The 13,029-nt window shown below is 72.8% G+C and carries 10 protein-coding genes; 6 read left to right on the top strand and 4 right to left on the bottom strand.

All coding sequences use genetic code 11. The annotated features are described in order from the left end of the window. Positions 1-9 precede the first annotated feature (9 nt). The gene (locus KG111_RS01370; RefSeq protein ID WP_205293019.1) at positions 10-564 is read right to left on the bottom strand and encodes a C40 family peptidase; all 555 of its coding nucleotides are present in this window, start codon (positions 562-564) and stop codon (positions 10-12) included. A gap of 378 nt (positions 565-942) precedes the next feature. Between KG111_RS01370 and KG111_RS01375 the strand changes: the two genes are divergently transcribed. Next, positions 943-1,347, top strand: coding sequence for a sterol carrier protein (locus KG111_RS01375; RefSeq protein WP_205293018.1), 405 nt, complete (start codon positions 943-945; stop codon positions 1,345-1,347). Positions 1,348-1,421: 74 nt separating this feature from the next. Here KG111_RS01375 and KG111_RS01380 read toward each other — a convergent pair whose 3' ends face one another. After that, positions 1,422-2,870 (bottom strand): glyceraldehyde-3-phosphate dehydrogenase, encoded by a 1,449-nt coding sequence (locus tag KG111_RS01380; protein WP_205293017.1) that lies wholly within the window; start codon positions 2,868-2,870, stop codon positions 1,422-1,424. A 170-nt stretch (positions 2,871-3,040) separates the two neighbouring features. Here KG111_RS01380 and KG111_RS01385 point away from each other — a divergent pair, with 170 nt between their 5' ends. Continuing rightward, positions 3,041-3,505, top strand: a complete 465-nt coding sequence (locus tag KG111_RS01385; protein ID WP_240196175.1) for a MarR family winged helix-turn-helix transcriptional regulator — start codon at positions 3,041-3,043, stop codon at positions 3,503-3,505. A 25-nt stretch (positions 3,506-3,530) separates the two neighbouring features. Here the strand turns inward: KG111_RS01385 and KG111_RS01390 are convergent, their stop codons facing one another. Further along, complete coding sequence (locus KG111_RS01390) at positions 3,531-5,090, bottom strand: FAD-dependent oxidoreductase (protein ID WP_205293015.1); 1,560 nt, start codon at positions 5,088-5,090, stop codon at positions 3,531-3,533. A gap of 111 nt (positions 5,091-5,201) precedes the next feature. On the opposite strand from KG111_RS01390, the gene KG111_RS01395 reads away from it, so the two are divergent. Beyond that, the gene (locus tag KG111_RS01395) at positions 5,202-6,476 is read left to right on the top strand and encodes a YibE/F family protein (RefSeq protein ID WP_249666249.1); all 1,275 of its coding nucleotides are present in this window, start codon (positions 5,202-5,204) and stop codon (positions 6,474-6,476) included. On the opposite strand, the gene eccCa is transcribed toward KG111_RS01395, so the two are convergent. Further along, positions 6,446-10,423: a type VII secretion protein EccCa gene (eccCa, locus tag KG111_RS01400; protein ID WP_205293025.1), complete on the bottom strand. Its 3,978-nt coding sequence runs from the start codon at positions 10,421-10,423 to the stop codon at positions 6,446-6,448. The genes KG111_RS01395 and eccCa overlap by 31 nt on opposite strands. Before the next feature lie 377 nt (positions 10,424-10,800). Here eccCa and KG111_RS01405 point away from each other — a divergent pair, with 377 nt between their 5' ends. The 3 genes from KG111_RS01405 to KG111_RS01415 all read left to right on the top strand — a co-directional run bounded on the left by KG111_RS01405 (position 10,801) and on the right by KG111_RS01415 (position 12,993). Continuing rightward, complete coding sequence (locus KG111_RS01405; protein WP_205293014.1) at positions 10,801-12,207, top strand: hypothetical protein; 1,407 nt, start codon at positions 10,801-10,803, stop codon at positions 12,205-12,207. Positions 12,208-12,335: 128 nt separating this feature from the next. After that, entirely contained in the window at positions 12,336-12,662 is a 327-nt protein-coding gene (locus tag KG111_RS01410; RefSeq protein ID WP_205293013.1) for a WXG100 family type VII secretion target, read from the top strand. Between the two features lie 34 nt (positions 12,663-12,696). Then, positions 12,697-12,993: a WXG100 family type VII secretion target gene (locus KG111_RS01415; protein WP_205293012.1), complete on the top strand. Its 297-nt coding sequence runs from the start codon at positions 12,697-12,699 to the stop codon at positions 12,991-12,993. Positions 12,994-13,029 lie beyond the last annotated feature (36 nt).

Here is a 13,029-nt window from a genome sequence, read left to right on the forward strand (position 1 = left end):
AGGTGCGGGTCAGACCCGGCCGTAGAAGTGGGCGGCGTTCCAGATCTTCTCCTTGCGGACCGGGGTACCGGGACGCGAGGCGTGCCACAGCGAGTTGTTCCCGGCGTAGATGCCGACGTGGTAGACCCGGCCGCCCTTGGCGAAGAAGACCAGGTCGCCCTTGCGCGGCTTCTTGACGCGCTGGGCCTTGCTGGCCTGGGCACCCGAGGTGCGCGGCAGGCTCTTGCCGGCCTTGCGGTAGGACCACTGGGTCAGGCCCGAGCAGTCGAAGGAGTTCGGGCCGGCCGAGCCGTAGGCGTAGGGCTTGCCGGCCCGCGACTTCACCGCCCGCAGCACGCGCACGACGGCCTTCTTGCGCTTGGCCGCGATCCGCTTGCGCTTCTCGACGCGGCGCTCGGCCCGGGCCTTCATCTCGGCCTGGGTCTTCGCCTTCCACTGCACCGCGGTGGACGGGATGAGCTCTGCGTCCTTGGCGTGCGCCGTGCCCGGCGCCAGCAGGAACAGCGACAGGACGAGGGGGAGGAGAAGGATGCGCGCACCGGCGCGCAGCAAGGACAGGGACATACGAGTTGCTCCACAGCGACGCTTGCGAAAGGGGACCTGTCGGACTTGGGCTGCTGGTGCCCAGGGCACGTAGAACGTGCTCCTTCGCCCCGAGCCGCGCCCCGGTGAAGGGGGGCGGCGTGGTGCTCGGTTCTCCCGCGCCCGCGACTACCTCATCGTGATCCGATGTCGCTCCACGTCGTCGCGGGCCTCAGCGCACGTGGGCGGCCCCCTCGGGCGAGGAGGTCTCAGTGATTCCAGCGTTACACGATGCCCCGGGCCCGCACAAAACCAGGGGGGTCGAGGTGTTCGACGTCACGTGCGCTACAGGGGCTTCTCCCAGCCGGTGAGTACAGTGCCCGACGAGAGTCACGAGGTGCGAGGCGAGGGCGCGAGACCATGGGCTTCAAGGACGCGGACGAGGTCCGGCACTTCGTCGGCGGTGTCTTCCTCACCGGGTTCGCCCACCCCGAGATCGGTCCCCGGCTGCGGGACAGCGCCGTGGTGCTGCGCCTGGTGTTCACCGAGCCCGCCAGCGAGCTGGTCGTGGACATGCCGGGCGGCCGGATCGGGGCCGCCGAGGACCTGCCTGAGCCCACCGTCGTGATGCGGGTGAAGGCGGCGTTCGCCAACGCCTACTTCCAGGGCCGGCTCAACCTCCCGCTGGCCATCGCCCGCCGCCAGATCGCGGTGGAGGGCGCCCTCGGCGGCGTGCTCAAGCTCGCGCCGCTCAGCGCGATCCTGGTCCCCGACTACGTCGCCTCCCTGCGCGCCGAGCGCCGCGACGACCTCATCGTCCGCTGAGCCGGAACGCAGCAGCGGCCGGTCCCGAAGGACCGGCCGCTGCCGTGGTTGCTCAGTGCTCGCTCAGTGCTCGCTCACGCCCCGGCGGGCGCGGGCAGCGTGGGGTACTCCACGCCGGAGATGTGCTGCACGGTGCGCACCACCTGGCAGGAGTAGCCGAACTCGTTGTCGTACCAGACGTAGAGGATCGCCGAGTCGCCGTCGACGATCGCGGCGTTGGCGTCCACGATCGAGGCTGCCCGGGAGCCGATGAAGTCGCTGGACACGGCGTCGGTGGCCTCGGTGTAGTCGAGGTTGCGCGCCAGCGGACCGGTCAGCGACGCCTGGCGCAGGTGGCTGAGCACCTCCTCGCGCGTGGTCTCGCGCTTGAGCGTGAGGCTGAGGATCGCGATCGACACGTCGGGCGTGGGCACCCGGATCGAGTTGCCGGTGATCTTGGCGTCCAGGTCGGGGAGCACCTTGGCGACCGCGGAGGCCGCGCCGGTCTCGGTGATCACCAGGTTCATCGGGGCGGAGCGGCCGCGGCGGTCGGCCTTGTGGAAGTTGTCCAGCAGGTTCTGGTCGTTGGTGAACGAGTGCACCGTCTCCACGTGGCCGCGGGTGATGCCGAACTCGTCCTCCATCGCCTTCAGCGGCGGGACGATCGCGTTGGTGGTGCAGGAGGCGCAGGAGAGCACCTTCTCCGCCGGGTCCACCTCGCGGTGGTTCACGCCGTGCACGATGTTGGGCACGTCGCCCTTGCCGGGAGCGGTGAGCAGCACCTTGGCGATGCCGGGGCGCAGGTGCTTGGACAGGCCCTCGCGGTCACGCCAGATCCCGGTGTTGTCGATGAGGATCGCGTCGTTGATCCCGTACTCGGTGTAGTCCACCTCGCTCGGGTCGTTGCTGTAGATCACCTGGATCACGTTGCCGTTGGCGATGATCTGGTTCTTCTCCTCGTCGACCGTGATCGACCCGTTGAAGGCACCGTGGATCGAGTCGCGGCGCAGCAGCGAGGCGCGCTTCTTCAGGTCGTCGCCCTTGGCCTTGCGCACGACGACGGCGCGCAGGCGCAGGCCGTTGCCGGAGCCGGACTTCTCCACGAGCAGGCGCGCGACAAGGCGGCCGATGCGACCGAAGCCGTAGAGCACGACGTCCTGCGGGCCGGGGGCCGAGGCCTTGTTCTCACCGGTGGCGCCGGCGAGCGCCTGCGCGGTGAAGTCGGCGATGGACAGGCTCTTGTCGGAGGCCTTGTACGCAGCGAGGAGCTGGGCGAGGTCGATCTTGGCGGCGCCGAGGTCGAGGTCGGCGATGGCCTGCAGCATGGGGAAGGTGTCGACGACCGACAGCTCCTCGCCCTCGATCATCCGGGCGAAGCGGTGGGTCTTGAGGATGCTCACCACCGACTTGTTCACCAGCGAGCGGCTGTGCAGCAGGATCGTGACGTCCTTCTCGCGGTGCAGCCGGCCGACGATCGGGATCATCGCCTCCGCCAGCTCTTCGTACTGCTTCCAGCGGGTGAACTTGTCCTCGGTGACGCTCACGGCTTCCCCTCTGTCGTCAAACAAATCGCCTGATCGTAGGCCGGGCGGCTCGCGGCGGCGGAATCGAACCCAGCGCTGAGACGGGGACGTGACCAATTGCACTGACCGGGGTCGGTGCGCGGGGGCACGGGGTAGTGGATATGTCAACAACGCCGGATACGATGGAGCCGATGAGCACCCCCTGGCTGGGCCCCGACGAGCAGCGCGCGTGGCGCGGCTGGGTGGAGGTGCACGCCCGGCTCAACGCCCGGATCCACCGGCAGCTCCAGGAGGCCTCCGGACTGTCGCTGGCCGACTACGCGATCCTCGTCGAGCTCACCTCCGAACGTGCCTCGGACGGCTCGGCGCGGATGTTCGAGCTCGGCGAGCGCCTGGCCTGGGAGAAGAGCCGGGTGTCCAAGCAGGTCACCCGGATGGAGGCCCGCGGTCTCGTCGTACGACGGCACTGCCCGGACGACCGCCGCGGCTCCTACGTCGACCTCACCGACGCCGGCCGCGCCGCGATCGAGGCCGCGGCACCCGCGCACGTGAAGCTGGTCCGCGAGATGTTCTTCGACGTCGTGCCGCACGAGGACGTGCTGCGCCTGGCAGACCTCACCACGGCCGTGCTGGCGCGGCTCGACGCCACCGACTGACGCCCCGCCCAGCCCCCCGCCCGGTCTACGCGGACGCCGCGGGCGCGCGCAGCATGTCCCGCACCGCCCGCGAGGCGAACGCCATCGCCGCGCCCAGCGGCGCCCCCGGCCCCGGGTAGGCCGAGCCGAACACCGAGGCCGTGGAGTTGCTGGTGGCGTAGAGCCCCGGGATCGGCTGTCCCTGACCGTCGAGGACGCGCGCGTCGGCGTCGGTGACCAGCCCGCCCTTGGTGCCCAGGTCCGACAGCACCACCCGCGCGGCGTGGAACGGCGCCTCGGCCACCGGCACCAGCGCCTTGTTCGGCGACCCGGCGCCGCCGAAGAAGGTGTCGTACTCGTCCTGGCCACGGCCGAAGTCCTCGTCGACGCCGGCGGCGGCGAACGAGTTGAACCGCTCCACCGTCTCCGTCAGCGTGGTGGGGTCCAGCCCGGCGGCCCGGGCGAGCTCGTCGAGGGTCTCGCCGCGCACCCAGGTGCCCGCCGCCAGGTGCTCCTCGCGGTCGCCCTCCGGCATCGCGATCGCGGGCAGCGCGCCGCCCTCGCACGCGTCGAAGACGAACCACGACTCCAGCCGCTCGGGCGCCTTGGCCATCTCCCGGCCGAACCGGTCGTAGGGCAGGGACTCGTTGGCGTAGCGGCGCCCGGTCGCGTCCACGATCAAACCGCCGCGCAAGCCGAGGGTGAAGCTGCCGCTGCCGTCGGGCTGCAGCAGGCCCGGGCAGAACCAGCCCTCGCCGGAGAAGTCGGTCGCCGCCCCGACGGCCGCCGCGGCGTCGATGATCTCGCCGGTGTTGGTGCCGCGCGGCGCCATCGTCCACGCCGCGCGCCCCGGGGTGCCGTGCGCCGAGCGCCGCTCGGCGCTGCCCTCGAAGCCGCCGGCGGCGATCAGCACGCCGCGCCGCGCCCGGACCCGCACCGGGCCCTCGGGGCCCTCGGCGAGGACCCCGGCCAGCCGGCCGTCGGCGTCGCGGACCAGCTCGGTGACGTGGTGCCCGGTGGCGATCGTGCCGCCGTCGCGCAGCGTGATCGCGGCGAGCCGGGCGATCAGCGCTTGGCCTCCGGACAGCGTGCTGCGCCCCGGTCGACCGGCCCGGTCCCGCTCCACCGGCGGGCGCAGCAGCTCGCCCAGCGCCGGGTCGAGGTCGGCGCGCTTGAGCGCGGAGGGCTGCACCGAGCGGCCCATCGGCACCCGGCCGGGCGCGTCGTAGTACTCCGAGAACGGGATCCACTCCAGCTCCATGAGCGGGTCGGACTCCAGCTCGGCGACCAGCAGCGGCGCCTCGGCCAGCAGCGCCTCCACCCGCGCCTCATCCGCCGCGGGCAGCACCGCGGCCAGGTAGGCCCGCGCACCTTCGGTGGAGTCCGGCAGCCCGGCGCGCCGCTGCACGTCGCTGCCGGGCAGCCAGCAGGCGCCACCGGAGTACGCCGACGTGCCGCCGATCAGTGGGGTCCGCTCCAGCACGAGCGTGCTCATCCCCGCCTTGGCGGCCAGCGCGGCGCCGGTCATCGCGCCACCTCCGGACCCGACCACGACGACGTCGTACTCCTGCTGCAGGGGCCCTGCCCCGACCACACGTGCGGACATGGCCGCGACGATAACCTGTTCTCGTTCTGCTCCGGCTGTGGTCGCCGACTACGGTCTTGCCCAGGCTGCGGGGGCCCGCGGCCGGTCGACCCCGAGCACGGAGGAGTCCACGTGGGTGGCGGACACGCACATCGCGCGAACAACGAGCACGCCACGATCGACGTCGGTACGACGGCCCGAACCGTCCTGCTCGGCGGACTCGGCGTCGCGCTGCTGGCGACCCTGGTCGCGCTGGTCGTGTGGTGGCCGCCGGGCGACGCCGCCCAGCGCAGCGCCGAGGCCGGGGGAGAGGCCGCGCAGTTCGCCGCGCCAGGTGTCGACTTCCCCAGCGGCGAGGTCGTCGAGGTGGCGCCGCGCTGCGGCGGGCAGGGCCTGCCCGACGGGTCGGGCTGCAGCACGCTGAGCGTCGAGGTCGCCGGCGAGGAGTACCCGGTCAAGGTGCAGGTCCCGCCGGAGGTGCTGGACTCGGGCATCGACGTGGGCGACCGGGTCGAGCTGCTGCGCACGCCGGCAGCCGAGGGCACCGACGGGGCGGCGTCGTACTCCTACTTCGCCACCGAGCGCGACGGCACGCTGATCTGGCTGGCCCTGCTGTTCGTGGTCGTGGTGCTCGTCATCGCCCGCGTCCGGGGCCTGCTCGCCCTGATCGGGCTGGCCTTCGGGGCCGTGGTGGTGTGGTGGTGGGTGCTCCCCGCGCTGCTCGACGGCGCGCCGGGCGTCGGCGTCGCGCTGGCCGGCTCCTCGGCGATCATGTTCGTCGTCCTCTACACCACGCACGGCTTCTCGCTGCGCACGAGCACCGCGCTGGCGGGGACCCTGCTCGGGATCGTGGTGACGGCGGGCATCGGCGTCATCGCGATCTCCGATGCGCACCTGACCGGCGTCAGCGACGAGTCCGCCGCGATCCTGGCGACCTTCGGGGAGCTGGACTTCACCGACCTGCTCGGCTGCGCCCTGGTCATCGCCGGCCTGGGGGTGCTCAACGACGTCACGATCACCCAGGCCTCTGCGGTGTGGGAGCTGCGCGCGGTCAACCCGCAGGCGTCGCGGACGAAGGTGTTCACCAGCGCGATGCGGATCGGGCGCGACCACATCGCCTCCACGATCTACACGATCGTGTTCGCCTACGTCGGCACGGCGCTGATCCTGCTGATGCTGCTGCGCGTCTACGACCGGCCCCTGATCGAGCTGCTCTCCACCGAGCAGCTCGCCGAGGAGGTGGTGCGCACCCTGGTCACCTCGATCGGCCTCGTGCTGGCCGTGCCGATCACCACCGCGTTGGCCGCGGCGGTGGCCTCGGGCACGCCCGGGGGTGCCGGCGACGACGACGCCGCCGGCCCCGAGGACGACGAGCCTCAGATCGAGGGCTCGCTCCACGCCAGCTGAAGCGTCTCGGTGCCCCGGTCCCGGGTGACGATCCGGCCCCGGCCCGGCTGCGCCGGACCCGGGCGCAGGTTGCCGATCAGCGCGCCCTCGTCACGGTTGCCGGCGAGCAGGATGCCCGGCATCGCCAGGTCGCGCAGCGACTGGATCACCGGCTCGTAGAGCGCACGGGACGCACCACCGGAGCGGCGCGCCACCACCACGTGCAGACCCACGTCGCGGGCCTGGGCGAGCAGCGGCTGCAGCAGCGCGACCGGGGAGCTCTGCTGGGTGGCGACCAGGTCGTAGTCGTCGACCACGACGAACACCTCCGCACCCGACCACCACGACCGGTTGCGCAGCTGCTCGGGAGTCACCTCCGGGCCCGGGATCCGGCTCTGCAGGTAGGTGGCGAGGTCGTTGAGCGCCGGCGTCGCCTGGGTCGCGGACGTCAGGTAGTTGAGCAGGTACTCCTCGGGCACCTCGCCGAGCAGGGAGCGGCGGTAGTCGACCACCACGATCTGCGCCTCCGCCGGCGTCCGGGTGCGCATCACCTCGCGGCAGTAGCTGCGCAGCAGGTTGGACTTGCCCGACTTGCCGTCACCGAAGAGCAGCAGGTGCGGCTCCGCATCCACGTCCAGCCCGACCGGGGCCAGCTCCTTCTCGTTGATGCCGAGCAACAGCTGGCGACCCGTGGCGGCACCGGCCAGCGAGCGCACCTCGTCGAGGGCGATGCGGTCGGGCAGCAACCGCAGCTTCGGCCCGGCCGGGCCCCGCCACGCCTTCGCCACCGCCGAGATCAACGCATCCACCCCGTCGCCCAGGCTCTCCGCGCTGGAGACGGCGTCGATGCGCGGCAGCGCGCCGAGGAAGTGCAGCTTGCCCGGCACCAGGCCGCGGCCGGGCCGGTTCGCCGGCACCAACGAGGCGACCTTCCGGTCGATCTCGGAGTCGATCGGGTCACCCAGGCGCAGCTCGAGCCGGGTGCCGAGCACGTCGCGCATCGCGGCGCGGAAGTCGGGCCACCGCGTCGAGGAGGTCACCACGTGCAGCCCGAACGTGAGCCCGCGCCCGGCCAGCTGCTGGATCTGCAGCTCCAGCTCGTCGAACTCGGTGCGCAGCGTGCCCCACCCGTCGATGACGAGGAAGACGTCGCCGTACCCGTCGTCGGCGCGCCCCTGGGCGCGGCGCGCACGGTAGGTCTCGATCGAGTCGATCCCCTGGCTGCGGAAGTAGGCCTCGCGCCGGTCGACGATGCCCTTGACCTCGGCGAAGATCCGACGGACCACCTCGGGCTCGGAGCGCGCACCGACACCCGCCACGTGCGGCAGCGCGGCCAACGGCGCGAACGTGCCGCCGCCGAAGTCGAGCACGTAGAACTGCGACTCCAGCGGGGTGGTGGTCAGCGCCAGGCTGGTCACGATCGTGCGCAGCAGCGTCGACTTGCCGCTGCGCGGCCCGCCGACCACCGCCACGTGGCCCGCCGCGCCGCTGAGGCTGACGGTGAGCGTGTCGCGCCGCTGCTCGCGGGGCCGGTCCACCGTTCCCAGCGGGATGGTCAGGTTGCCGGCCTTGCGCCAGTGCATCGAGACCAGGCCGAGCTCGGGGTGCGGCGCCAGGTCCGCCATCAACCCGTCCAGGGTGTCGGGGACGTCCAGCGGCGGCAGCCACACCTGGTGGGCGGCCGGGCCGCGGCCCTCCATCCGGGCGACGGCGATGTCGAGCAGCGTGGTGCCGCTGTCCTCGGGCGCCGGCGCCTGGGGGACGGGCTCATCGGAGACCGGGTCGTCGAAGGTCTGCACCTCGGAGATCGTGAACGGCAGGATGCCGCGCACCTTGCCGCCGCTGTCGCGGCTCACCCGCCTGCGGTGGGTCTCCGGCGGCCCGGAGACGTACGCCGCCTTGAACCGGGTCAGCTGCGTGGGGTCGGGCTTGAGGTAGCCGAGGCCGGGGACCGCCGGCAGCTCGTAGGCGTCCGGCACCCCGAGCACCGCACGGGACTCCTGGGCGCTGAAGGTGCGCAGCCCGACCCGGTACGACAGGTGCGACTCCAGGCCGCGCAGGCGCCCCTCCTCGAGCCGCTGCGAGGCGAGCAGCAGGTGCAGGCCCAGCGAGCGGCCGAGGCGCCCGATGGCCACGAACAGGTCGATGAACTCGGGCTTGGCCGAGAGCATCTCGGAGAACTCGTCGACGACGATGAACAGCGACGGCATCGGCGCCAGGCCCGCGGCGGCGGGGTCGCCGGAGAGCCTGGCCTTCTCGTAGTCGCGGATCGAGGCGAAGTTGCCGGCGTCGCGCAGCAGCTCCTGGCGACGCACCATCTCGCCCGACAGTGCGTCCTGCATGCGGTCCACGAGGGTGAGCTCCTGGGCCAGGTTGGTGATCACCGCCGAGACGTGCGGCAGGTGCGACATGCCGGCGAAGGTGGCGCCGCCCTTGAAGTCGACGAGCACCATGTTCAGCTGCTCCGGGGAGTGCGTCATGGCCAGGCCGAGCACCAGGGTGCGCAGGAACTCCGACTTGCCCGAGCCGGTCGCGCCGATCACCAGGCCGTGCGGGCCCATGCCCTGCTGGGCGGACTCCTTGATGTCGAGGTGCACCGGTGCCGCGCCGTCGCCGACGCCGATCGGCACGCGGAGCCGGTCGCGAGCCGGCCGGGAGCGCCACGCGGCCGCCGGGTCGAACTCGCGCACGTCGCCGAGACCGAGCAGGTCCATGAAGTCGGTGGGCGCGGTGATGTCGACGGCGTCGTCACCCACCGTGGCGCCGGCACTGGGCGTGAACAGCGGGGTGAGCCGGCGCGCGAGCGCCTCCGCGCTCGCCGTGCTGCACTGGTCACCGCGGGCGCGCACCGGCTCGGTGCGCAGCCGGACCGCGACGAGCGGGACCGAGGCGGCGCCTACCCCTGCAGCGGTGCGGGCGTCCTCGTCGATCTCCAGCCGCAGCGCCGTCGGGTTGTCGAGCTCGCCCCAGCGGGCGGGAAGGTCGATCACGGTGACGCCGTGCAGCCCGTCGGGCGGCACGACGTGGTTGCCCGGCGGCAGCTCGACGCCGTCGGTGATGAGCAGGATGTGCGGCAACGCCGGCCGCTCGTCGGCCCCGAACCGGGGTCGCTCGCTGAGGTCGGGGGGAAGCATCGTGGCCAGGTCGGACAGGGAGGTGGTGACCATCCGGGACGGCCCGACCGCGTCGTTGTGGTGCTGGCTGTGGGCGTGCGGCAGCCACTTCACCCAGTCCCAGTGCGCCAGGGAGGCCTCGCTGGACAGCACCGCGACCTGCAGGTTCTCCGGGGAGGCGAACGTCGCCGCGGAGCACATCAGCGCCCGGACCAGGGAGCGGGCCTCCTCCTCGCCACCGCAGACCTCGATCCGGTCGAAGGCCCGCAGGTCGATCGAGGCCGGCAGGTCGGGCTGCAGCCGGTGCACCACCAGCAGGCGGTGCAGCGCCGAGGCGGAGGCAGGGTCCACGTCGTCGATGGGCGCGCCCTCCGGCGGCACCAGCTCGAGGGCGAGCGGCTGGGCGCACGTGCCGTAGCGCACCTGCAGGAACGCCGGGTCGGAAGACGAGCGCTCCCACACCCGCGAGCGGTCCTCGGCCAGCGCCGGCAGCGCGGTCGGTTCGGGGTGGATCCAGGTCAGCGCCTCCCGCTGCTGGTCGGCGGCGTCGCGGGCGACGCTGCGCACCGTGGACAGGTAGCGCAGGTACTCCGTGCGCGAGCCGGTCACCTGCTGCTGGCGCTGCTTCCGCTGCCGGTCGATCTGGACCACGATGAAGCCGAGCGTGGCGAACAGGAACATGCCCGCCGCGATGAAGCGCAGGGTCTGGTTGTGCCCGTCCCCGGCCAGGCCGGCGACCAGGACGATGGAGCCGAGGCTGCCCAGCATCGGGATCGCGTTCATCGCCACGCCGGCCGCGCCCTCGCTGGGCTGCACCTTGGGCGGCGGCTGGATCTGCAGCTGGCCGCTGGGCATCTCCGGCCGCTCGCCGCGCCCCGTGCGCTGGGTCAGGCTGCCCGGCGCGCCCGTGCGTGCCCGGCGTGGATGACTGGTCGGTGGTGCCACGCTCACGCTGCGGTCCTCTGTCCTCGTTCCGGCACGACGCCCTGCCCCGTGCTCTGCTGCCCCGTGCTCTGCTGCCCCGTGCTCTGCTGCCCCGTGCTGTGCTGCCCCGGGCCCCGTCCCCCGGCATGCTCGCGCTCTGCCCGCCGGGTCACGGCCTGCGCGCGAAGGTCGCGGCCGTCCCGATGGTAGGAGCACGGGTGCAGTGGGTATGGGGGCACGGCAGGGAGGACTACCCTGCCCACGTCGCCGTGAATCCCGGTGACGACCACGGACTTCCGGGAGGCCCGATGTCGGGTACGACGTCCCGGCCGCCTACGGCCGGAGCGCTCGTCGCGGTGACCGTGCACGGTCCCTACGGCGTCCTCGACCTGACCGTGCCGGCGGACGCGGCGCTGGGCGACGTCGCCGCGGCCTACGCGGCCGAGACGGGCCTGCGGGCGCCGCTGCCGCTGCTCACCCGCACCGGCGCGCCGTTGCCGATGGCGACCACCCTGGCCGCCGCGGGGCTCGCCTCCGGCTCGGTGCTGGTCGCGGTCGACCCCGCGCTGCGCCCACCCGGGTCGCACCGCCGCGACGGTGCCCGCGAGGACCGGGGCAGGGGGCCGGCGCCGGGTCCGGCTGCCGGGACGTGGCTGCTGGTCGCCGTCGGCGTCGCCGTCGCCGCGGCCTGGGCGAGCACCCGACTGCCCGCCGAGGACCGGTTGTCCGCGGTGGCGGTGCTGCTGCTCGCCGCCGTCGTGGGCTGCCTGCCGGTCGGCCGGATCGCCGAGCAGCGCGTGCTCACCGCCCCCGCGTTCGCGGCGGCCGCGGTGTTCGCCGCGGTCTGGGACCCGCTGCCGGAGCGGCTGCCGATGGTGCTCGGCGCGGCGGGGCTCGCGGCGGCGGTGTGCGCCGCCGTGGGACGCGCGCTCGCGGCCCTGGGCAGCAGCGCCGAGGAGGGGCTACGCACCTGGATGGTGGTCGGTTCCGGCTGGTTCGTCGTCGCCGGGCTCGGTGTGCTGCTCGGCCTGGCGCCGCAGGTGGTCTGGGCGGTGCTGCTGCTCGTGGCCGTCCTCGGTGCCCGCTTCGTGCCCGAGGTCGCGGTCGACGTACCGGACTCCTACCTGCTCGACCTCGAGCGGCTGGCCGTGACCGCCTGGTCCGCCCGCGAACGGCCCACCGGCCGTCGCGGCCGGATCGTGGTGCCCCGCCACGCCGTGGACACGGTGGCGGCGCGCGGCACCCGACTGCTCGGTGCCGCCTCGGTGGCGATCCTGGTGACCTCGGCGATCGCCGCCCCGCTGCTGCTGGCGACCGCCACCCTGCCGCTGGACCGGGTCGGTGCCCGCTGCCTGGTCGGCTTCGGTGGCGCCGCGCTGCTGCTGGCCGCCCGCAGCTACCGCCACGTCCTCGCACGGCGGATGCTGCGCCTGGCCGGGGTGGTGCCGCTGGCCTGTCTGGCACTGGTGCTGCTCGACGTCGCGCCGCTGGGCGCCGGCACCGGCCGGATCGGCTCGGCCGGGCTGCTCGCCGGCGCCGCGGTGGTGCTCGCGGGGGTGCTGGTCACCGTCGCGGTCCTCGTCGGCCGAGGCTGGCGTTCTGCATGGTGGTCGCGCCGCGCGGAGGTCGCCGAGGCGTTGTGCGGCTCGTTCGCCGTCGGCGCGCTGGTGGTGGCCGTCGGGCTGTTCCGCCATCTGTGGGAAGTCACCGGTTGAGGTTTAGCCGCTGCGCGGACCCGGGTAGCACCTGATGCGTCGGCTCTTTGGAAGCACTCGGGAGCCACGGGCAGAGAAAACACACCCAGGGCGGCGTGGCCGTCCACTGATCCGACCTAGGAGCAGACATGGCAGGTTCGAACATCGAGTTCGGCCACGCAGAGGGCGCACTCAAGCAGATCGCCGAGCGGGTCGTGCAGGCCAAGCAGGAGTTCACCCAGCACTCCAACACCCTCGACGGCCAGATCCAGGGGCTGAAGGGCAAGTGGGAGGGTGACGGTGGCCGCGCCTTCATGGTGCTGCACAACGCGTGGACCGAGAAGCACAAGGTGATCACCACCGCGCTGGACAAGTTCCACGCCTCGCTCACCGAGACCGAGGCCGACAACGTCGCCGTCGACCAGGGCGCCGGGTCGAACATGAACACCCTGATCAACAAGCTCGGCCAGCTCTGAGCAGCCTGAGACCACTGGAACGAAGGAGACTGACATGAGCCTCGACGGACTTCGCGTCAACCACGGCGAGCTCGACGCCGCCGCCCAGAACATGTACGCCACCGTCCAGAAGCTGGACGAGACCCTGAACAACCTCGAGAACGACATCGCCCCCAAGGTCGCCACCTGGTCCGGCTCCCAGCAGGAGGCCTACCGGGTCTCGAAGGCCGCCTGGGACTGGGCGATGCAGGAGATGCGGGACCTGCTCGACAAGAGCCACCAGAGCGTCTACCAGTCCAACGCCGACTACATGGCCGCGGACAAGCGCGGAGCGGCGCGGTTCGAGTTCTGATCGACTGAGCGCCTCCAGGAGGGACCGACGCACCGG

This window comes from Nocardioides faecalis (genome assembly GCF_018388425.1).
Lineage (GTDB): Bacteria > Actinomycetota > Actinomycetes > Propionibacteriales > Nocardioidaceae > Nocardioides > Nocardioides faecalis.